This window comes from Stenotrophomonas maltophilia group sp. P373 (assembly GCF_053295075.1).
The window spans coordinates 1,509,039-1,529,371 of record NZ_CM129994.1; the positions used below are offsets into that span (position 1 = coordinate 1,509,039).

Below are 20,333 nucleotides of genomic sequence, written 5' to 3' on the forward strand. Positions count from 1 at the left end.
GCCGCGGGGCCCGGTTTCTCAGGACGTTATCGGTCTGCGAACGATTATGCAATTGCACAGCTGCGCATTTAGGTAATTGACCAACCATCCATCACACATGTTGCGTGAAAATCTGTGACGTGTGCAGCACGATCAGCGCTGCGGTGCGCTTGTCAGAACGTTCAATACAGGTGGAGATGCAGAATCTTCACCACAACGCATCCCGCAGCTTGTACCACGACATCGCCGCCACCAGCAGCGGCGTGCGCAGCAGCCGGCCGCCAGGGAAAGGCGCATGCCGCAGCCGCTGGAACACGTCCAGGCGCTCGCTCTGGCCGGCAATCGCGGCGGCGATGACTTCGCCGGCCAGCCCGGCGGCGGCCACCCCATGGCCGGAGAACCCCTGCGCGAAGTACAGGTTGCCGTCCAGCCGGCCCCAATGCGGGGCGCGGTTGCGGGTGATGTCCACGTAACCGCCCCAGACCTGCTCCAGCGGCACGTCGGCCAGTTGTGGAAACACCTGGTGCATGCGCCGCTGCATCACCCCGTGCAGGCCGGGTGGGGGCAACGCCGAGTAACTGGCGCGACCGCCGAACAGCAGCCGGTGATCGTGGCTGAGGCGGAAATAGTCCAGTGCCCACGCGGTGTCGGCCACGGCCATGTTGTTGCCGATCAGGGCGCGGGCGCGCTCGGCACCGAGCGGCGCGCTGGCGCCGATATAGGTGCCGACCGGCATGATCCGGCGTTCCAGCTCGGGCAGCAGGCCCTGCAGCCAGGCATTGCCGGCAACCACCAGGTGCGCAGCGCGCACGCTGCCCCGCGCGGTATGCAGGGTGGGCTGCGGTCCGCGCTGCACGCGGGTCACTGCGGAGTTCTCGTGGATCACCACGCCGGCCGCGCGCGCCGCATCGGCCAGGCCACGCGCATAGGCCAGCGGGTGCAAGTGCGCGCTGTGCGGATCGAACATCGCGGCGCGGTAGCGCGGGCTGTCCAGCTGCGCGCGCAGGGCATCACGGTCCCACCACTGCATCGGGTAGTCGTAGTGGCGCTGAAGGTGCTCGCAGTTGGCGTGCAGGTCGCGCTCGTGGCGTTCGCGGATGGCGACGCTGGCGTGGCCCTCCACCCAATGGCAGTCGATACCATGGCGATCGATGCGCCTGCGCATCGCCTGTACCGCTTCGCGCGACCAGTCGAACAGGTGGCGCGCATCGTCACGGCCGAGCTGACGCTCCAGTTCGTCCACCTCGCAGCCATAGCCGGCCAGCGCCTGGCCACCATTGCGGCCGGACGCGCCCCAGCCGACCCGCTGTGCGTCCAGCACCACCACGCGCTGGCCACGCGCGGCCAGTTCCAGTGCGGCGGTCAGGCCGGTATAGCCGGCGCCCAGCACCGCAACGTCGGCCTGCACCTGCCCCTGCAACGAGGGCAGTGCGGGTGGTTCGGGCAGGCTGGAGGCATACCAGCTGGGCGGAAACGCGGCGCTCACTGCAGGCCTCGCGGGTGCAGTGCGGGAGGGCGGAGCAGGGCAGGTCGATCAGCGTTCACCCCGGTAGTTTCGCCGATGCGCGGCAGCTGCGGTGTGACGACAGCGACTTGCCGCCGTTGCCAGGCGACGGGTAACGTGTCGGCACGCCAAGGAGTGACCCCATGCGCCGCCTGCCCTGGGTGGGCCTGCCCACCGACAGCACCGTGCTCGGCCACCACCGTTTCGCGGTGGCCGGCGAGAAGTACGTGCGCGCGCTGGCCGAGGCGGCCGAGGTGACCCCGGTGGTGTTGCCGAGCCTGCAGCCACCGTTGCCGGCCAGCGACTGGCTGCTTGGGCTCGATGGCCTGCTGTTGACCGGCGCGGTCAGCAATATCGAACCGCAGCACTACGAGGGTGGCCGCAGCTGGCCAGGCAATCCGCATGATCCGGCCCGGGATGCCAATGCCTTTGCGTTGCTGCACGAAGCGCTGGCGCTGGACCTGCCGGTGCTGGCGATCTGTCGTGGTTTCCAGGAATTGAACGTCGCGCTGGGTGGCAGCCTGCATCCGCAGGTGCATGCGGTGCCCGGCCTGGCCGACCATCGCGAAGACCCGCAGGCGCTGGTGGAAGTGCAGTATGGGCCGGCCCATGCGGTGACCCTGGCCGCCGATGGCTGGCTGGCGCAGTGGCACGGCAGTGGCCGCGCGCAGGTCAATTCGGTGCACGGACAGGGCATCGCCCGCCTCGCGCAGGGCCTGCAGGTCGAGGCCATGGCCGATGACGGACTGGTCGAGGCAGCGCGCAGCCTGCACCATGGATTTGTGCTCGGCGTACAGTGGCATCCGGAGCGGCGTGTCACGCAGACGCCGTTCTATCACGCTATTTTCCGTGCGTTCGGCCAAGCTTGCCGGCAGCACCAACAGAACCGACTGGATTCCCGATGAGTTCCCGAACGCGCCCGCGCAAGACGGCCACGCCCCCCGCACCGCAGGAAAGCAGCCTGCTGCGCTGGCTGAAGGAGCGGCGCATCACCGAGGTGGAATGCCTGGTGCCGGACATCACCGGCAACGCGCGCGGCAAGATCATTCCTGCCGACAAGTTCTCGCACGACTACGGTACGCGCCTGCCGGAAGGCATCTTCGCCACCACCGTCACCGGCGAGTTCCCTGACGATTACTACGACCTGACCTCGCCGTCGGACTCGGACATGATGCTGCGGCCCGATCCGGACACGGTGCGCATGGTGCCGTGGGCGGCCGACGCCACCGCGCAGGTCATCCACGATTGCTACACCAAGAACGGCGAACCGCACGAGCTTGCGCCGCGCAACGTGCTGCGCCGCGTACTGGCGGCTTATGCGGAACTGGGCCTGCGCCCGGTGGTGGCGCCGGAGCTGGAGTTCTTCCTGGTGCAGAAGAACACCGACCCGGACTTCCCGCTGCTGCCACCGGCCGGTCGCTCGGGGCGCCCGGAGACCGCGCGGCAGTCGTACTCGATCGACGCGGTCAACGAGTTCGACCCGATCCTCGACCTGATGTACGACTACGCCGATGCGATGAAGCTGGACGTGGACACGCTGATCCACGAATCCGGCGCAGCACAGCTGGAGGTGAACTTCACCCATGCCGATGCGATGGACCTGGCCGACCAGGTGTTCCTGTTCAAGCGCACCATGCGCGAGGCGGCGATGCGCCACGGGGTGTACGCCACGTTCCTGGCCAAGCCCATGGAGAACGAGCCCGGTAGTGCCATGCACATCCACCAGAGCCTGGTGCGGGTGAGCGATGGCAGCAATGTGTTCGCTGGCGAGACCGATGCTGAGGGTGAGTTCAGCCCGGTGTTCGGCCACTACCTGGGCGGTCTGCAGAAGTACGCGCCGCAGGCGATGGCGTTCTTCGCGCCGAACGTGAATTCCTACCGGCGCCTGGTGTTCGGCGAGGTCTCGCCGAGCAACGTGCACTGGGGTTTCGACAACCGTACCTGCGGCCTGCGCGTGCCGCTGGATACACCGGAAAACATGCGCGTGGAGAGCCGGTTCGCTGGTTCCGACGCCAATCCGTACCTGGCAATGGCGGCCACCCTGGCCTGCGGCCTGCTCGGCATCCGCGAGCGGCTGGCGCCGGACGCGCCGGTGACCGGCAGCGCGAAGGAACTGGGCTACAACCTGCCGCGCTCGCTGGGCGAGGCGCTGGACGGGCTGGAGCAGTGCAGCGAGCTCCAGGCCCTGCTGGGCGAGCGTTTCTGCCGCGCCTACATCTCGGTCAAGCGCAAGGAATACGAGACCTTTTTCCGCGTCATCAGCTCGTGGGAGCGCGAGTTCCTGCTGCTGAACGTCTGAGCATCTGGAATAGAAAAATCCGCCGCCGGGGGGTAGGCTGGCACCCGTCGCCGGCCCCGCCGGCCCCCCTTCCCGCATTCTGGAGCACCCGATGAAGCTGCGTATCCTCACGCTCGGCCTGGCCTCCGCCATGCTTGCCGCCTGTGGCGGTGGCAACGGCGGCGCGCTGGACAGCCAGGTCCTGAACGTCTACAACTACAGCGATTACATCGCCGAGGACACCATTCCGACCTTCGAGAAGGAGAGCGGCATCAAGGTGACCTACGATGTGTTCGACAGCGATGAGATGGTCGAGACCAAGCTGCTGGCCGGCAACAGCGGCTACGACGTGGTGGTGCCGACCCTGAACTTCTTCGGCCGCCAGATCCAGGCCGGCGTGTTCCTGCCGCTGGACAAGAGCAAGATCCCGAACCTGGCCAACCTCGATCCGGCGGTGATGAAGCGCATCGCCACCCAGGATCCGGGCAACCAGTACGGCGTGCCGTACATGATCGGCACCACCGGCATCGGCTACAACGTGGACATGCTGAAGCAGCGCTTCGGCGGCAGCACCGATATCGCCAACAGCTGGGACCTGGTGTTCAAGCCGGAGAACATCAGCAAGATGAAGGACTGCGGCGTGACCATCCTGGACACGCCGGCCGACATGATCCCGATCGCGCTGCATTACCTGGGCCTGGATCCGCACAGCGGCGACCCGGCCGAACTGCAGAAGGCGGCCGACCTGCTGAAGTCGATCCGCCCGTACGTGCAGAATTTCCACTCCTCGCAGTACGTCGGTTCGCTGGCCAATGGCGGCACCTGCCTGGTGGTCGGCTGGTCGGGTGACATCATCCAGGCCCGCGACCGCGCCGAGGAAGCCAGCAATGGCGTGCACGTGGCTTATTCGATCCCGAAGGAAGGTGCGCCGCAGTGGTTCGACATGCTGGCGATCCCGAAGGACGCCAAGCACCCGGAAGCGGCTTACAGGTTCATCAACTATCTGCTGGAACCGAAGGTCGCCGCGGCCAACACCAACTTCATCCACTACGCCAACCCGATCCCGGCCGCGACACCGCTGGTGGACGAGGCGATCCGCACCGACCCGACGATCTATCCGCCGGCTGACGTGGCCGAGAAGATGTTCACCTACTCGATCAACACGCCGGAGACCGACAAGCTCTACACCCGGCTGTGGACCGAGGTGAAGACCGGCCGCTAAGCCGGTCTGGCGCCGCCGGGCGTTGCCCGGCGGCCACCTTGCTCCACCGTGCCGGAATCGGTACCGCCGCTCTCGCCAAGGTGCCTCAGGATGGCTGGCAGCAGGTCGCGTGCATCGCGGCCGCCGTTGCACAGGAACGACGAACTCATCCGCTGCAGGTTGTGCATGCCGATGAAGAACAAGCCCGGTTGCGGGGAAACGCCAAACTCGCCCAGCGGATAGCCGTGGGCATCCAGCGCGCCCTGTACATCGAGCCAGGGCCACTCGGCGACGAAACCGGTGGCCAGCACCACCGAGCGGATGTCTGCGGACGGCAGATCCAGCTCGCACGGGGACGGTTCCGGCTCCCAGTGCAAGTAGACCTCTTCGGGAATGTAGCGGGCATCGTCGGTGCGCGGTTCGGGCCGCGTGGCGTAGTACGCGCTGGCCAGCGAATCGAGATAGGCATACTCGGCCCGCGTCGCTTTGATCGCGGCGCGAAGTTGCGGGCGGACATCGGCGAAGCGGGCGGTGTTCCCATTGAATTCCTGCAACCGGCCCAGCAACCTGATGCCTGCACGGTGCATCGCCAGCAGGCTGATCGAACTGCCCAGGCCGGCGCCTCCCTTGCCGGAAATCAGGGGGAACTCCGCGGTGCGGGCCTTGCGCAGCGCGTCCGGCTCGCCTGCCAGTACGGCCGCCGATTGGCTTACGTGTTGATGGATGCGCCCGGCCATGTCCCACCAGGTCATCGAGTCCTTGCCGCGCAGCCGACGGGTGTGCGAATGACGATCGGCCAATGACCAGTACACGCTGCGACCACCGTCGCGCAGGTCCTGGGCGATCTGCGCGCCGGACTGGCCGCCGCCGATGACCAGCACCGCGCCCTCGGGTAGCTGGCCGGGACCGCGGTAGTCGCTGGAGTGCAGCACGGTGAGGCCTGGTGCGGGCGCGAACGGGGCCCGGGGCAACCGCGCCCGGCGGTATTCACCGGTGGCAACCACCACCGCCTGGGCATGGATCAGTCCCCGGCTGCTGTCGATGGCATAGCCACCGGACTCGGGCCCGACCCGATGGACCACGCACCCTTCGCTGATCGGCAACGAGCGCTCGTCGGCATAGTCGCGGAGCCTCCGGATCACTTCCGGGGCCCCCATGAACCCTTCCGGGTCATCCCCGGCATAGGCATGGCCATGCAGGGCCATGGTCGCGTTGGCGGTGTTGGTCTGGAACGAATCCCAGCGTCGCCGCCAGCTGGCACCCACGGTTTCGGCCTCCAGCACGCGATGCTCGACGCCGGCCTCCTGCAGGAGCGCGCTGAGCGACAACCCGGCCTGGCCGGCGCCGATGATGACCAGCGGCAGCCGTGCAGGCAGGCAGCCTGGCAGGCGGGGCGGGAAAGGGGAGGGGCTGTCCGGGGAAATCACCAGGGTCGGTCCATGCAAGGCCTAGATCCGGGGCATTGCGCGGGGAATGTCCCGGGCTTTCAATGGATCCCGTTCTGAAAAATGTTGCAGATCGGGCTGCCGCCCGTGGTGTCTGGCCGGGTCGACCGCCCGGGCGTCGAGGAGGGGCCGGGCCTTCCGGCGGACAGGCCACCATGGCGGGGGAAAACCGACACGCGTCGGGGTCCCTGGGCGGGCCAGCGGCCGCTTCCACCCACTGCCGTCATATCCCCTGCGGCCCCCGGCCGTTAGAATGACCGCCGCTGTCCACCGCCCGCTCCCGGAGCCCCCATGCCCGTTGAAGCCCAGCCGGTAGCCGCCGTCGTCGACGTCGCTGGCGGTTGAAGCGGTCCGTAGCGACCCGACCATCTACCTGCCGCCTGACGTGGCCGAGAAGATATTCACCTATTCGATCTACACGCCGAATATCGACAAGCTCTACATCCGGCTGTGGGCCGAGGTGAAGATCGGGCATTGAGCGCTGGTCGGGAGGCGCGGGTGATTGCCGACCGTTGGTCAGCGCGCCTTTAGATGAAGGCGCATGCCGTGCAGTCAAGCAGCGATGGAAACAGCCCATGACGGAAAGCGCACAGTGGGGGTACAGGAGTGAAGCGGATGCAGACACGTCTCCCTAGCCGAGAATTCCTTTGAGCAGGGCTGCACTGCAAAAATTCTGAAAATGGCGAGTGGATCAGCATTCGTTCGTTGATTTCTTGCATTTTCATTCTCATGTCACGGATGCTTGTTCCATCCACCTCAAGGGAGTGAATAATGAAAGCCATATCCTGGATCGGTTCCGTAGTCATATTTCTGGCCGGGGCTGCTTCGGCAAATGCGCAGTTGTCCGTGCAAATGAAGCAGGCAACAGGAGCCGCCATGGCTGACGTAGTGGTCCACGTCACCTACATCAATTCGGGCGCAGTGGCGCTCAGTATTCCCGAGAGGGGGCTACCCAGAGTCCTGCAGGATGGAAGGCTGTGGAATGATGCGTTTCTTGTCGTTTCGCAGGATGGAGATGCAGCTGCATATCGCGGAATCATTGCCCACCTGAGTGCCGCAGCTCGAGAGAAAACGCTGACGCTGGAGCCTGGACAGCGGCTTGTTCGACAGGTCAATCTTTCCCTGAACTATGAGCTTCGTCCGGGTCAGACATACAAGATTTCCGCTCCGATTCTTAGATACCGGATTCTTGACGGTACGGAGACTGCGGGGGCGGCCGCGATCGACAAGGAGGCTTCCACATCTCCCGTCTCGTTGCTGATCGTCGCTCCGCTGCCTCGTGCAGGCCAGCGCGCCGAAACTGCGCCGCAGGAAGCATCCCGAGTGGCATCTTGCCCGCCAGCCCGATTAAAGGAGGTAACGGCGGGAATTGCCGCTGCGGCGGGTATCGCCCGCAGTTCGAAGAACTATCTGGAGTCGCTTTATGGATATGAGTCTGGAGAATCATCCATTATCGTGACGTTCAAAGAGACTGCTCGCTACAGGTCGTGGTTCGGTGAGCATGGCGATCCTAACATCGCAAATCCGGTCAATGACCGGATCAGAAAGACAGTCTCGGGAGTCGCTACCCGGTTCGCATTGCTCAAGCAACCTTCTTGCGATTGCCCGGAAGAGATGGTTGGAGACACCAATGCTTGGATCTCCACTGCAGTTCCCTATGTTGTGAATTATTGCCCACGTTTTTTCGATCTCCCGATAGGTCCCAATGTGCCCTCTGGGTCAAAGGCGGCGACCATCTACCATGAAGTAACTCATTTTTCCGATACCTTCGCACTTGGAACGACCGATCTGGACGAGCAGTTTCCAAGCCCGGAAGACGCGCGCTACGTCGCTAGGACGGCGCGTGATCTGGCATCTGAGCATTCATACGGATACGAGTACTTCGCTGACAATCATGGCAATGAGAACTGATCGGCGGCGCATGAAGGGAGGTGTTACTTTGTAACGATCGTATTGGTGCGTGGGGTAGCGGGCGGGAATGACGGGTCCGCGGCCGATGCATCGGCGTCCTCTTGCCAGCTCCCCGTCATATCCCCTGCGGCCCCCGGCCGTTAGAATGGCGGCCGCTGTCCACCGCCCGCTCCCGGAGCCCCCATGCCCGTTGAAGCCCAGCCGGTAGCCGCCGTCGTCGACACGACCGGTGCGCCCGGCTATCTCTCCATTCGTGATCTGCGCAAGGAATTCGACGGTTTCGTCGCCGTCGACGACGTCAACCTGGACGTGCGCAAGGGCGAGATCTTTGCTCTGCTCGGTGGCTCCGGCAGTGGTAAATCGACCCTGCTGCGCTGCCTGGGCGGCTTCGAGACGCCCACCAAGGGCATCATCACCGTCGATGGCCAGCGCCTGGACGCGCTGCCGCCGTACCAGCGGCCGGTCAACATGATGTTCCAGTCCTATGCCCTGTTCCCGCACATGACGGTCGAGCAGAACATCGCCTTCGGCCTGAAGCAGGATGGCCTGGGCAAGGACGCGATCAGCAAGCGCGTCGGCGAGATGCTCGACCTGGTGCAGATGGGCCACCTGGGCAAACGCAAGCCGCACCAGCTGTCCGGTGGCCAGCAGCAACGCGTGGCGCTGGCGCGGTCGCTGGCCAAGGGGCCGAAGCTGCTGCTGCTGGACGAACCGATGGGCGCGCTGGACAAGAAGCTGCGCTCGCAGATGCAGCTGGAACTGGTCAGCATCATCGAATCGTCGGGCGTGACCTGCGTGATGGTCACCCACGACCAGGAAGAAGCGATGACCATGGCCACCCGCATCGCGGTGATGGATGCCGGCTGGATCCAGCAGGTCGGCAAGCCGGACGAGGTCTATGAGCAGCCCGCCAACCGCTTCGTCGCCGAGTTCATCGGTTCGGTCAACCTGTTTGACGGGGTGATCGACGAGGACCTGCCCGAGTACGTGACCGTGCGCTCGCCGCTGTTCCCGGCGCCGATCTACATTGCCCATGGCATCACCTGCTATGAAGGGCAGCCGGTCGCGTTCGCGCTGCGCCCGGAGAAGGTGATGATCGGCAAGGACGAGCCAGAAGGGCACACCAACAAGGCGCAGGGCGTGATCGAGGACATCGCCTACTTCGGCAGCCACTCGGTCTATCACGTGCGCCTGCCCAGCGGCGCCAAGGTGCTGGCCAACTTCGCCAACTCGCAGCGCTGGGCCAGTGATGGCTTCACCTGGGGCGACGAGGTGTGGGTGCACTGGCGCGACAACGACGGCGTGGTGCTCACCTCATGAGCGTCGCCGGCCTGAAGCGCTGGCTGCCGGGGCTGCGTGCCACGGTGATCGGCATTCCGTACCTGTGGCTGCTGCTGTTCTTCGCAGTGCCGTTCCTGATCGTGCTGATGATCAGTTTCTCGCTCAGCCGGGTCGGCTCGCCGCCGTATACCTGGCTGTTGCAGTACGTGGACGGCGGGTTCTCGCTGAAGCTGAACCTGGAGAATTACCTGGCGCTGTTCCGCGATTCGATCTATGCGCAGGCCTTCCTGAGCTCGATCAGGATCGCGGCCATCTCCACCTTCCTGACCCTGCTGATCGGCTACCCGATGGCCTATGCCATCGCCCGCCTGTCGCCGGCCGCACGCAACGTGGCGATGATGCTGGTGGTGCTGCCGTCGTGGACCTCCTTCCTGATCCGCGTGTATGCGTGGAAGGCGATCCTGGACCGCAACGGCCTGCTTGACCAGTTCCTGCAGTTCACCGGCCTGCAGGCGCTGATGACGTCGATGGGCCTGCCGAAACTGCAGTTGATCGATACGCCGACCGCGGCCTACATCGGCATCGTCTACTGCTACCTGCCGTTCATGGTGCTGCCGCTTTACGCCAACCTGGTCAAGCATGACCACCGCCTGCTGGAAGCGGCCTACGACCTGGGTGCCAAGCCATGGCAGGCCTTCCTCCGCATCACCCTGCCGCTGTCGAAGGCCGGCATCATCGCCGGCTGCATGCTGGTGATGATCCCGGCAGTGGGTGAATTCGTGATTCCGGAAATGCTGGGGGGCTCGGAGACGCTGATGGTCGGCCGCCAGCTGTGGAACGAGTTCTTCAACAACCGCAACTGGCCGGGCGCGTCGGCGATGGCGGTGGCGATGATCCTGTTGCTGCTGGTGCCGATCCTGCTGTTCAACCGATCCCAGCAGCGCCTGCTGGAAGGGAAGCAGGCATGAGCCCGCGTACCGCCAAGGGCCTGGGGCTGGGCGTGCTGCTGCTCGGCTTCGCCTTCCTGTACCTGCCGATCCTGCTGTTGATGTTCTATTCGTTCAACAGCTCGCGGCTGGCGATGGTCTGGGCCGGGTTCTCCACCCGCGCCTACAGTGACCTGTTCGCCGACCGTGCGCTGATGGATGCGATGTGGACCAGCCTGGTGGTGGCGTTCTGGACCGCCTGTACCGCCACCGTGCTGGGCACGCTGGCGGCGATGGTGATGACCCGCTTCAAGCGCTTCCGTGGCAAGCCGCTGTTCGGTGCGCTGGTCACCGCGCCGCTGGTGATGCCGGATGTGATCCTGGGCTTCTCGCTGATGGCGCTGCTGGCCTCGATGGGCGCGATTCCGGGCTTCCCGGCGCGCGGCCTGGCCACCATCTGGATCGCGCACGTCACCTTCACCCTGTGCTTCGTCACCGTGGTGGTGTCTTCGCGCCTGCAGGAAATGGACCTGTCGCTGGAAGAAGCCGCGATGGACCTCGGGGCCAGCCGGCTGACCGTGTTCACCCGCATCACCCTGCCGATCATCGCGCCGGCGCTGGTGGCGGGCTGGCTGCTGGCGTTCACCCTGTCGCTGGATGACGTGGTGGTGGCCAGCTTCGTCGCCACGCCGGGCTCGACCACGCTGCCGATGAAGGTGTTCGCGTCGGTGCGCATGGGCATCAGCCCGAAGATCAATGCACTGGCCACGCTGCTGGTGTCGGCGGTATCGATCGCCGCGGTGATCGGCTGGTACATCAATGCCCGCGCCGAGAAGCGGCGCCAGCGCGACCTGCAGCTGGCGCGGCAGGACAACGGCTGAGTACACGATCCGTCCACTGTGCCGGCAACACCCGGCTCACGGCCGGCGGCGCACAATGGGGGTCTTCCAGATGGAGATCCCCCATGACCGTCGAGATCGTCGACCCGGCCACCGGCCAGGTGACCTACCGCCATGAACTGATGGGCGCTGCCGACATCGAGCAGCGCCTGCAGGCCGCCGCCGATGCGTTCCCCGGCTGGGCCGAGCGTTCGCTGCAGGAACGCGGCGCGATCCTGCGCCAGATCGCGGCGCAGCTGCGCACGCGCCGCGACGACCTGCAGCAGGCGATGACCCACGAGATGGGCAAGCTCAAGGCCGAAGCGCTGGCCGAGGTCGACAAGTGCGCTGCCGCCTGCGAGTATTACGCCGACCACGCGGCCGACTACCTCAAGCCGCAGTTGATCGACACCGAAGCCCAGCGCAGCTACGTGCGCTACGAGCCGATCGGCTGCGTGTTCGCGGTGATGCCGTGGAATTTCCCGATCTGGCAGGTGTTCCGCTTCCTCGCACCGGCGTTCATGGCCGGCAACGTGGCCCTGCTCAAGCACGCCAGCAACGTGCCGCAGTGTGCCGACCTGATCCTGGCGGTGTGCCGTGATGGCGGCCTGCCGGACGGCGTGTTCGACGTGCTGCACATCGACAACGACCAGGCCGCCGACGTGCTGCGCGACGCACGGGTGAAGGCGGTGACGCTGACCGGCAGCGAGCGGGCAGGGCGCTCGATCGCCTCCAACGCCGGCAGCCAATTGAAGAAGTCGGTGATGGAGCTGGGTGGCAGCGATGCCTTCGTGGTGCTCGACGATGCCGACCTCGGCAAGACGGTTGCGGCAGCGGTGAAGTCGCGCTTCGACAACAGCGGGCAGACCTGCATCGCGGCCAAGCGGTTCATCGTGGTCGAGGCGGTAGCCGATGAATTCACCCGCCGCTTCGTTGAAGCTGCGGCCGAGCGCCAGTACGGCGACCCCGATGAGCGGGGCACCACGCTGGCGCCGATGGCCCGTGCCGATCTGCGCGATGAACTGCACAAGCAGGTACAGGCCAGCGTGGCCAAGGGTGCGCGGGTGCTGATAGGCGGCGAGCCGATTGCCGGCACCCATGCCGGCTATCCGGCCACGGTGCTCGACCAGGTCGGCCCGGGCATGCCGGCCTACGACGAGGAACTGTTCGGTCCGGTGGCTGCGGTGATCCGGGTCGCTGATGAGAGCGAGGCACTGCGCGTGGCCAACGACACGCGCTTCGGCCTGGGCGGCAGTGTGTGGACGCGCGATCCGGTGCGCGGCGAAGCCTTCGCGCAACGCATGGAATGCGGTGCGGCCTTCGTCAATGCCATCGTCAAAAGCGATGCGCGGCTGCCGTTCGGCGGCAGCAAGCAGTCTGGCTTTGGCCGGGAACTGGCCGACCACGGCATCCATGAGTTCATGAACATCAAGACCGTTTACGTGGCTTGATGCCGAATGGCAATGCCGGCCGCTGGCCGGCATTGCCCTGGTTGCCGGCGAGCGGCCGGCACTACCACCAGCGGGTCACAACCACTTTGCGCGCTTGAACAACCGGTACAGGCCCACGCAGACGCCGCCCACACCAACGATCATCAGTGGGTAGGCCCACGGTTGGCTCAGCTCCGGCATGTGGCTGAAGTTCATCCCGTACCAGCTGGTGATCAGCGTCGGTGCCGCCAGCAGCGCGGCCCACGCACCGAGGCGCTTGACCGTCTCGCCCTGCGCCAGCGTGACCAGCGACAGGTTCACGCTGAGCGCGGTGCCCAGCATCTCGCGCAGGGTGTCGATCACATCGCTGATGCGTACCGCGTGGTCGTGCACGTCACGGATGTACAGCTTCACTTCGTCCGGAACCAGCTCGCCCTGGTAACGGCGCAGCTGGGCCAGCACATCCTGCAGCGGCGCCACCGCCATCCGCATCTTGTTCAGTTCGCGCTTGAGCTCGTACAGGCGCACCACGGTGCTGCGCTTGTAGTTCTCGGCGAAGATGTCCTTTTCCAGCAGGTCCAGGGTGTCGCGGAAGCGGTGCACGATCGGCAGGTAATTGTCGACCACGAAGTCGGTCACCGCGTACAGGCAGTACGACGGGCCCATCTTCAGCAGCTGCGGCTCACGCTCGACCCGAGCACGTACCGGCGCGTAGGACAGCGAGGCGCCGTGGCGCACCGTCACCAGGAAGCGCGGGCCGAGGAAGGCATGGGTTTCGCCATACTGGATGCGCTCGTCGACCATCTGCGCGGTGGTGACCACCACGAACATCGAATTGCCGTAGGTCTCGACCTTGGGCCGCTGGTGCGCGTTGCGCGCATCCTCGATGGCCAGGTCGTGCAGGCAGAATTCTTCCTGCAGTTTCAGCAGCACATCGTCGTTGGGATCGTACAGGCCGACCCACACGAAGCCATTGCCACTGGCGATGACATCGCTGATGGCGTCCAGGCTGATATCGTGGCGTATGCCCTCGTCATCATAGTGGACGCAGTTGATGACGCAGGCGGGGTTGGCTGAAGCAGGGGCGGAAGCGGAGGCGGGCAATGACATGCCCGCCATCGTGCGTCAGCGCCGTGTTTCGGACAAGTGAGGACGGCGCCCCAACACCCAGGCCAGTGCCGCGTGCACGGGCAACAGCAGTACGATCCACTGCACGTTGTACTGGGCCTGCAGGCTCAGCCAGTGCAGCACCAGCGCGGCCACGGCCTGTACCGCCAGCAGCCACAGCACGATCCTGAACATGCGCCCCGGCACGCGCCGGCGCAGCAGGCTGATTGCTCCGGGCAGCAGCAGCACGGCCAGCGGCGAAAGCAGCAGCAGGTTGCGGTTGGCCCAGGCGGCGTAGTGGGTGCTGAAGCCCCACAGGAACACCAGCAGGCTGCCGGCGACGGCGCACAACAGCCAGAACGGCAGGGCCAGCCCAGCCAGCAGGCGCGGCCGGTTGCGCAGCGCCAGCACGCCGCCGGCCACGACCAGACCAAGCAGCAGCCACGGCCACCAACGACGCGCGAACTCCTTCGGCTCCGGATCAATGCGGTGCGGCAGCAGTTCCTGTTCGGACTGCACCAGCGGCCGGCCATCACTGTTGCGTGCCTGGCGCAGCGCATCGGCCAAGCGCATCGGCACGAATGCTTCCTGCCAGCGCGACAGCGGCTGGTCGGCGAACGGCCCCAGGCCGACATCGAAGCCCAGCCACATCCACGGGGCGGGCGAGGCCAGGCGCACCGACTCGCTGCGGTAGGTGTTGCCGCGCGAACGCCCCGACAACTGCGACTGCAGGCCACCGCCCAGTGCCTTGTCCACCGTGTCGCGTACCATCGTGGCGCAGTTGGCGGTGTAGTAATCGTAGTGGTAGCGCGCGTTTTCCGGCTTGGCCCGCTCGGCCAGGTCAGCGGCCAGGGAACGCGCCTGTTCGGGGCGCAGGTCCAGCCACTGCACGCTGGCACCGCGGCCGGTCTCGTCGTAGTACGACAGGTCCTGCTGCAGCGGCAGCGCCACCAGGTAATACATCATGTCGCCGCGCACGAAGCGGCTGATGAAGTCGTCCTCGGACGGATCGAAGTAACCGAAGTTGTATGAGGTCGCTTCGCCACTGGCCGGATCGACCACGACGATGGCGTCATGGCCGAAGCGTTCGAAGAAAACCGTGCCCGGCTGCATGGTCACCACGCCGATGCGCGGGGCCGGGGCCTCCGCGTTGGCGGTGGCCGGTGCGGGCACGGCTGCCGCCGGCTGCGCGAAGGCCGCCAGCGGCAGGGCCATGGCCAGCACCCACAGTGCCAGCCACACCATGAGGATCAGGCCGCGGCGCTTCAAGCGTCGTCCTGCGCGTCCGGCGGCAGCACGGTTACGTGGAAGGCCTGAACCCGGCGCGCATCGGCGCGGGCCACGCGGAACATGAAGCGGTCCAGTGCCAGCTCATCGCCGACTTCCGGAAGGTGGCCCACGGCCTCGGTGACCAGGCCACCGATGGTGTCGTAGTCCTCGTCGGAGAACGTCGCGCCGAAGCGCTCGTTGAAGTCGCCGATCGGGGTCAGCGCGTCGACCACGTACTGGCCGTCGGACTGGATGGCGATCTGCGCGGACGGATCCTCGGCCTCGTCGTGCTCGTCGTCGATCTCGCCGACGATCTGCTCCAGCACGTCCTCGATGGTGACCAGACCGGCAACACCGCCGTACTCGTCGACCACGATGGCCATGTGGTTGCGCGACAGGCGGAACTCCTTCAGAAGCACGTTCAGCTTCTTCGCCTCCGGGATCAGCACCGCCGGGCGCAGCAGCTCGCGCACGTTGGCCGGGCCGTTGTCGGCGACCACGCCGCGCAGCAGGTCCTTGGCCAGCAGGATGCCAAGGATGTCGTCCTTGTTCTCGCCGTGCACCGGGAAGCGCGAATGGCCCGATTCGACCACCTGCTTCATCAGTTCCAGGAAGGGCGCTTCGACCGGCAGCGAGACCATCTGCGAGCGCGAGATCATCACGTCGCCCACGGTCAGCTCGGCCACCGAAATGGCGCCTTCCATCATCTTCAGGGTATCGGCGGCGATCAGACCCTCTTCCTGCGCGGTGTGCAGGACAGCGACCAGCTCGTCGCGGGTGTGGGGTTCGCCGGAGAAGGCCGAGGTCAGGCGTTCAAGCCAACCGCGCTTCTTTTCACTGTGCTCCGCAGGGGAGCTACTACTGTCGTCTTCTGACATCTCTGGAAAAAAGGCACCCGGCAGGCCGGGCGTTGGCCCAAGTCTAGCAGGATGTGGCGGCCTGTCAGTGACCGTCGCTGCCCGGTCCGGTGATCGGCGGCGGGGCCAGTTCAGGCCGGGCAGGGGCTTCTTCTTCAGGCAGGTCCAGGCTGTAGGTACAGCCGGCCAGGGTCTTGCCCGGATGGGAGGCCACGGTGGAGACGCTGAGGATGATCGACTCGATCTGGGCCTCGCCGCTCTTCGGGTCGGTCACGTCGCGGCTGACCAGCTCGCGGCCGGCCATGAACTTGCCGTCCTGGTCGTAGCCGGTCTCCAGCGCCAGGCGTTTGGCCAACGGCCGCGGGTCAGCCTGGTCGAGGATCGCCATGATGCTGGAGCCGGCCACGGCGACCCGTTCGGTGCGGTCGCCGAACACGCTGATCGGCTGGGCCAGTCGGTACTCGCTCATGAACTGGTTGCCCTGGGGCAGCGGCTGCAGGCCGTGGGCGACGGCCTTCAGCGGATCAGCCAGCAGCGGTGCCAGTGCAGCGTGATCGGCTACGCCCTGGCGGCATTCGATCAGCGCCGGCAGGTCCAAGGCAGCGGCCGGGGCGGACGCGACGAGCAGCAGGGGCAGGACAATACGCAGCACGGGCACTGGATCCGCAACGGAAGGCAGGCCGGTGATCGTACCGGTCCCGGTCGGCTATCGCGAGCGTCTCTACGCAGTCAGGGAGATTGCAGGTGCGATGCCGCTGGGTACCAGCGCAGCCTGACCGGGTAGCCCAGCAGCGCCTGCAGGTGGTCGCGCACGGTCGCCGCCGTTGCGCGCGCGCCAGCGGTATCCCGGAGTTCCAGCTCCAGTTCACCGGTCATGACGTCCAGGCCATAGCCGGTCAGGCCGGGCAGCTGCGGGATGAACCAGCCCTGCTGCGCCTGAAGACGGCGCTGCATCTCCGCTTCGGTCATTGAAGCGCCGATGATGTAGCGCACGCGTTGCGGGCCGTCCGCCCCTGGATGGGTCTCATCGGCCGCAGGTGCCGGCCCAGTCAGTCGAACGACGACGTTCCACCCCGTCGCATTGTCCACCCACATACCGGCCAGGCGTGCCGCGTGGCGCGCCCTCAAGCGTTCCATCAACGCGTGCTGCTGCGCCTCGGCGACCGCCTGGCGGGCCGTCTGTTGGCTGACGTCAAAGAAGGCCTGCACCTCGGCGACTTTGGCTGCAATGTCGGCGGCGCTGTCGCTGGCCGGGAACGGCGACGGTCGTTCCCGGTCGGGGTCGATGCCCGGGGCAGTGGTTACCTGCAGAAGAGCGGCAATGAGTGCGGGCAACAGCGCGATGGGGGTGTCCTCTGTGATGAACCCGGTATGCGTGGCCGTCAGCGCTCGCCCGCGTACGGGTCGTCAATGCCCAGCTCGGCCAGGATGTCGCGCTCGAGCTGCTCCATCGCCTCGGCTTCCTTGTCGTCTTCGTGGTCCCAGCCGAGCAGGTGCAGCACGCCGTGCACGGTCAGGTGCGCGTAATGGGCGTTGAGCGCCTTGCCCTGTTCGTCGGCTTCGCGGGCCACCACCGGTGCGCAGATCACCAGGTCGCCGAGCAATGGAAACTTGACGCCCTTGGGCAGGCCTTCGGGCACGTCGGCCGGGAAGCTGAGCACGTTGGTGGCGTAGTCCTTGCCACGGTAATGGCGGTTCAGCGACTGCCCCTCCTTGGCATCGACCACGCGGATGGCCAGGTCGGCCTCACGGATGCGGCCCTTCAACGCAGCGGCCACCCACTTGCGGAAGCTCACTGCGGCCGGCAGCCCGGTACGCGGCAGGGCATAACTGACGGCGACGTCCAGTCGCACGGGACCACGGGTCATGGCGTTGCTCCAGGCTGGATCTGATGCAGGTCGCGGCGGTCGTAGGCGCTGACGATGCGCGCCACCAGCGGATGCCGGACCACGTCGCGGGATTCGAAGAAGGTGAAGCTGACGCCCTCGACCTCGCGCAGCACATCGATCGCGTCGCGCAGGCCGGACTTCACGTGCTTGGGCAGGTCGGTCTGGGTCAGGTCACCGGTGACCACCGCCGTGGAGCCGTAGCCCAGGCGGGTCAGGAACATCTTCATCTGTTCGATGGTGGTGTTCTGCGCCTCGTCCAGGATCACGAACGCATCGTTGAGCGTGCGGCCGCGCATGTAGGCCAGCGGCGCGATCTCGATGACGTTCTTCTCCAGCAGCTTGACCACCTTCTCCACGCCCATCATCTCGTACAGGGCGTCGTACAGCGGTCGCAGGTACGGGTCGACCTTCTGGCTCAGGTCGCCGGGCAGGAAGCCCAGCTTCTCGCCGGCTTCCACCGCCGGGCGCACCAGGATAAGGCGCTGCACCCGTGACTCGTTCAGTGCTTCGACCGCGCTGGCCACGGCCAGGAAGGTCTTGCCGGTTCCGGCCGGGCCGATGCCGAAGTTGATGTCATGCGTGGCGATCTGGTGCAGGTAGCGGCCCTGGTTGGCGCCGCGGCCACGTACCGTGCCACGCTTGACCTTGATTGCCACGTCCTGCGCTTCGTAGGAGCGTTCGGCGATCTGCTCGACGTTGGCCTGCGCCAGGCGCAGGTGGATGGCGTGGTTGTCGAAGGTGGTTTCGCCGGCTTCGGCGTACAGCGCTTCAACCAGCTTCTGCGCCTCGACGATGGCTTCGTTGGGCCCGCTGATGCGGAACACGAAGCCACGATTGGCGATCTCCACGCCGAGCTTCAGCTCGATCTGGCGCAGGTGCCCGTCGAAGGGGCCGCACAGGTTGGCCAGTCGCTCGTTGTCTTCCGGTGACAGGGTGAAGTCTCGATGATCGATGCTTTTCATTGCTTGGGGTGGGGCGGGGGCGCCGTCCACCACGATGGACTCGGGGTGACAAGGTTACGCGGGTACCGGGCATGCGGCCAGCGGCGGGCCGATACGCGGTTTTCCACACCCGGTGTGGACGGAGGGCGCGAAAAGCTGTGGATAGGCCTTCGCAGTGCTTGTGCCACAAGGCGTATGAGGTGGTGGTGAAAAAACCGTCACGGTCGGCCGCTCCTGTGACGGCAGCGCATCTTCCGCTGCCAGGCAGCCAGTACGGCCGCCCCCGTCCGGTTCTCCACACCGGCTGTGGAATGATGCTGAATCAAGCTGTGGATAGGTGGCGAGGAACCTTGCAGCAAAAGGCTCGCCCGTACGTGGCGAAAAAACCGTCAGGGCTGATCGGAATCATTGAGGGTGCACGGGGCAGGTGGCACCGTGTCGCCGTCGCAGGAGGGGATGGCATGGGCATCGGCAACGGGATGCGTGGACTCGGGCTGGCGGGCATCGGCCTGCTGGCGGGCTGTGGGCAGTCAACGCCAACGGCGCTGGGCACACTGGAGTGGGACCGGATCACGGTGCCGGCGCCGGCGGCCGAGGTGATCGCCACGGTGGAGGTGCGCGAGGGCCAGCGGGTCAAGGCCGGGGCCGTGCTGATGCAGCTCGACCCCGCCCGCGGCGACGCGCAGTTCGCGGCGGCGCAGGCCGACACGGCGCGCGCGCAGGCCCAGCTGGAAGAGCTGAAGCTCGGCCCGCGGCAGGAACAGATCGCACAGGCCCAGGCACAACTGGCCGCGTTGCGCGCGCAGTCTGCTGAAGCCACTGCCTACTATCGTCGGGTGCAACCATTGGCACGCCAGCGCCTGATCGCCGCCGCCGAGCTGGACCGTGCACGGGCAGCCGCCGGCAATGCCGCGGCCAGCGTGCGTGCCGCCGAGCAGGCCTGGCTGGAACGGGTGCACGGCAGTCGCGCGCAGGACATCGCTCAGGGCCAGGCGGCCGCCGACGCCGCACAGGCGCAGCAGGTGGTGCAGGGCGTCAACCTGCAGAAGCTGCAGCTGCGCGCACCGCGCGATGGCGTGATCGATGCCTTGCCCTACCGGCAGGGTGACCAGGCACCGATCGGGGCGCCGCTGGCGGTGATGCTGGTCGGCGAGCGCCCCTATGCGCGCGTCTACCTGCCGCAGCCGCTGCGCCTGCAGGTCAAGGTCGGTCAGCCGGCACAGATACAGCTGGAGGGAGGGGGCACCACCGTACTGAAGGGCCATGTGCGCGCGATCCGCAGCGAGCCTTCTTTCACCCCGTACTACGCACTGACCGGCGATGACGTCGAGCGCCTGAGCTACCTCGCCGAGATCGAAGTGGATGCAGCCAGCGACATGCAGAAGCTTCCGGCCGGACTGCCGGTGCAGGTGCGCTTCTGAACACCGGTGCGGACAT

General features: G+C 66.3%; 18 protein-coding genes. 9 read left to right on the forward strand and 9 right to left on the reverse strand.

Going from position 1 to position 20,333, the window contains the following annotated elements; translation table 11 throughout:
* Positions 1–187 precede the first annotated feature (187 nt).
* On the reverse strand, positions 188–1,426 hold the full coding sequence (locus ACSYHF_RS06905) for an NAD(P)/FAD-dependent oxidoreductase (protein ID WP_194442127.1): 1,239 nt from the start codon (positions 1,424–1,426) through the stop codon (positions 188–190).
* A gap of 200 nt (positions 1,427–1,626) precedes the next feature.
* Between ACSYHF_RS06905 and ACSYHF_RS06910 the strand changes: the two genes are divergently transcribed.
* The 3 genes from ACSYHF_RS06910 (at position 1,627) to ACSYHF_RS06920 (ending at position 4,983) form a co-directional block, all read left to right on the forward strand.
* On the forward strand, positions 1,627–2,388 hold the full coding sequence (locus ACSYHF_RS06910; protein WP_447576200.1) for a gamma-glutamyl-gamma-aminobutyrate hydrolase family protein: 762 nt from the start codon (positions 1,627–1,629) through the stop codon (positions 2,386–2,388).
* Positions 2,385–3,782, forward strand: coding sequence for a glutamine synthetase family protein (locus tag ACSYHF_RS06915; RefSeq protein WP_088025507.1), 1,398 nt, complete (start codon positions 2,385–2,387; stop codon positions 3,780–3,782). The genes ACSYHF_RS06910 and ACSYHF_RS06915 overlap by 4 nt, the downstream gene beginning before the upstream one ends.
* A gap of 91 nt (positions 3,783–3,873) precedes the next feature.
* Positions 3,874–4,983, forward strand: coding sequence for a polyamine ABC transporter substrate-binding protein (locus tag ACSYHF_RS06920; RefSeq protein ID WP_447576201.1), 1,110 nt, complete (start codon positions 3,874–3,876; stop codon positions 4,981–4,983).
* Here the strand turns inward: ACSYHF_RS06920 and ACSYHF_RS06925 are convergent.
* Positions 4,980–6,407, reverse strand: coding sequence for a flavin-containing monooxygenase (locus ACSYHF_RS06925; RefSeq protein ID WP_447576202.1), 1,428 nt, complete (start codon positions 6,405–6,407; stop codon positions 4,980–4,982). The genes ACSYHF_RS06920 and ACSYHF_RS06925 overlap by 4 nt on opposite strands.
* A 771-nt stretch (positions 6,408–7,178) precedes the next feature.
* On the opposite strand from ACSYHF_RS06925, the gene ACSYHF_RS06930 reads away from it, so the two are divergent.
* The 5 genes from ACSYHF_RS06930 to ACSYHF_RS06950 all read left to right on the forward strand — a co-directional run bounded on the left by ACSYHF_RS06930 (position 7,179) and on the right by ACSYHF_RS06950 (position 12,854).
* Positions 7,179–8,318: a M35 family metallo-endopeptidase gene (locus ACSYHF_RS06930; RefSeq protein WP_447576203.1), complete on the forward strand. Its 1,140-nt coding sequence runs from the start codon at positions 7,179–7,181 to the stop codon at positions 8,316–8,318.
* Between the two features lie 183 nt (positions 8,319–8,501).
* A complete protein-coding gene (locus tag ACSYHF_RS06935; protein ID WP_329888358.1) occupies positions 8,502–9,638 on the forward strand; it encodes an ABC transporter ATP-binding protein in 1,137 nt (378 codons plus the stop codon).
* Positions 9,635–10,567, forward strand: a complete 933-nt coding sequence (locus ACSYHF_RS06940; RefSeq protein WP_005415927.1) for an ABC transporter permease subunit — start codon at positions 9,635–9,637, stop codon at positions 10,565–10,567. Before ACSYHF_RS06935 ends, ACSYHF_RS06940 begins: the two co-directional genes overlap by 4 nt.
* Positions 10,564–11,406: an ABC transporter permease subunit gene (locus ACSYHF_RS06945; RefSeq protein WP_005415928.1), complete on the forward strand. Its 843-nt coding sequence runs from the start codon at positions 10,564–10,566 to the stop codon at positions 11,404–11,406. The genes ACSYHF_RS06940 and ACSYHF_RS06945 overlap by 4 nt, the downstream gene beginning before the upstream one ends.
* An 83-nt stretch (positions 11,407–11,489) precedes the next feature.
* The gene (locus tag ACSYHF_RS06950; protein WP_005415929.1) at positions 11,490–12,854 is read left to right on the forward strand and encodes an NAD-dependent succinate-semialdehyde dehydrogenase; all 1,365 of its coding nucleotides are present in this window, start codon (positions 11,490–11,492) and stop codon (positions 12,852–12,854) included.
* Positions 12,855–12,929: 75 nt separating this feature from the next.
* Here ACSYHF_RS06950 and ACSYHF_RS06955 read toward each other — a convergent pair whose 3' ends face one another.
* The 7 genes from ACSYHF_RS06955 to ACSYHF_RS06985 all read right to left on the reverse strand — a co-directional run bounded on the left by ACSYHF_RS06955 (position 12,930) and on the right by ACSYHF_RS06985 (position 18,917).
* Positions 12,930–13,952: a magnesium and cobalt transport protein CorA gene (locus tag ACSYHF_RS06955; RefSeq protein ID WP_065177395.1), complete on the reverse strand. Its 1,023-nt coding sequence runs from the start codon at positions 13,950–13,952 to the stop codon at positions 12,930–12,932.
* Between the two features lie 6 nt (positions 13,953–13,958).
* Complete coding sequence (locus ACSYHF_RS06960; protein WP_065177394.1) at positions 13,959–15,209, reverse strand: lipoprotein N-acyltransferase Lnb domain-containing protein; 1,251 nt, start codon at positions 15,207–15,209, stop codon at positions 13,959–13,961.
* The gene (locus ACSYHF_RS06965) at positions 15,206–16,087 is read right to left on the reverse strand and encodes an HlyC/CorC family transporter (RefSeq protein ID WP_005408827.1); all 882 of its coding nucleotides are present in this window, start codon (positions 16,085–16,087) and stop codon (positions 15,206–15,208) included. Before ACSYHF_RS06965 ends, ACSYHF_RS06960 begins: the two co-directional genes overlap by 4 nt.
* Positions 16,088–16,151: 64 nt before the next feature.
* Complete coding sequence (locus tag ACSYHF_RS06970) at positions 16,152–16,718, reverse strand: hypothetical protein (RefSeq protein ID WP_005415933.1); 567 nt, start codon at positions 16,716–16,718, stop codon at positions 16,152–16,154.
* Positions 16,719–16,795: 77 nt separating this feature from the next.
* A complete protein-coding gene (locus ACSYHF_RS06975) occupies positions 16,796–17,401 on the reverse strand; it encodes a hypothetical protein (RefSeq protein ID WP_065177392.1) in 606 nt (201 codons plus the stop codon).
* A 47-nt stretch (positions 17,402–17,448) separates the two neighbouring features.
* Positions 17,449–17,934 (reverse strand): rRNA maturation RNase YbeY, encoded by a 486-nt coding sequence (ybeY, locus tag ACSYHF_RS06980; protein ID WP_053498641.1) that lies wholly within the window; start codon positions 17,932–17,934, stop codon positions 17,449–17,451.
* Positions 17,931–18,917, reverse strand: coding sequence for a PhoH family protein (locus ACSYHF_RS06985; RefSeq protein WP_005415936.1), 987 nt, complete (start codon positions 18,915–18,917; stop codon positions 17,931–17,933). Before ACSYHF_RS06985 ends, ybeY begins: the two co-directional genes overlap by 4 nt.
* Before the next feature lie 440 nt (positions 18,918–19,357).
* Between ACSYHF_RS06985 and ACSYHF_RS06990 the strand changes: the two genes are divergently transcribed.
* Positions 19,358–20,317 (forward strand): HlyD family secretion protein, encoded by a 960-nt coding sequence (locus ACSYHF_RS06990; RefSeq protein WP_053498639.1) that lies wholly within the window; start codon positions 19,358–19,360, stop codon positions 20,315–20,317.
* The last annotated feature ends 16 nt before the right edge of the window (positions 20,318–20,333 follow it).

Excerpts from the sequence above, each read along its gene's own strand:
- ACSYHF_RS06985 (WP_005415936.1), bottom strand. The coding sequence starts at position 18,917 with ATGAAAAGCATCGATCATCGAGACTTCACCCTGTCACCGGAAGACAAC.
- ybeY (WP_053498641.1), bottom strand. The coding sequence starts at position 17,934 with ATGACCCGTGGTCCCGTGCGACTGGACGTCGCCGTCAGTTATGCCCTG.
- ACSYHF_RS06990 (WP_053498639.1), top strand. The coding sequence starts at position 19,358 with ATGGGCATCGGCAACGGGATGCGTGGACTCGGGCTGGCGGGCATCGGC.
- ACSYHF_RS06965 (WP_005408827.1), bottom strand. The coding sequence starts at position 16,087 with ATGTCAGAAGACGACAGTAGTAGCTCCCCTGCGGAGCACAGTGAAAAG.
- ACSYHF_RS06955 (WP_065177395.1), bottom strand. The coding sequence starts at position 13,952 with ATGGCGGGCATGTCATTGCCCGCCTCCGCTTCCGCCCCTGCTTCAGCC.
- ACSYHF_RS06950 (WP_005415929.1), top strand. The coding sequence starts at position 11,490 with ATGACCGTCGAGATCGTCGACCCGGCCACCGGCCAGGTGACCTACCGC.
- ACSYHF_RS06920 (WP_447576201.1), top strand. The coding sequence starts at position 3,874 with ATGAAGCTGCGTATCCTCACGCTCGGCCTGGCCTCCGCCATGCTTGCC.
- ACSYHF_RS06945 (WP_005415928.1), top strand. The coding sequence starts at position 10,564 with ATGAGCCCGCGTACCGCCAAGGGCCTGGGGCTGGGCGTGCTGCTGCTC.
- ACSYHF_RS06915 (WP_088025507.1), top strand. The coding sequence starts at position 2,385 with ATGAGTTCCCGAACGCGCCCGCGCAAGACGGCCACGCCCCCCGCACCG.
- ACSYHF_RS06940 (WP_005415927.1), top strand. The coding sequence starts at position 9,635 with ATGAGCGTCGCCGGCCTGAAGCGCTGGCTGCCGGGGCTGCGTGCCACG.
- ACSYHF_RS06935 (WP_329888358.1), top strand. The coding sequence starts at position 8,502 with ATGCCCGTTGAAGCCCAGCCGGTAGCCGCCGTCGTCGACACGACCGGT.
- ACSYHF_RS06930 (WP_447576203.1), top strand. The coding sequence starts at position 7,179 with ATGAAAGCCATATCCTGGATCGGTTCCGTAGTCATATTTCTGGCCGGG.
- ACSYHF_RS06910 (WP_447576200.1), top strand. The coding sequence starts at position 1,627 with ATGCGCCGCCTGCCCTGGGTGGGCCTGCCCACCGACAGCACCGTGCTC.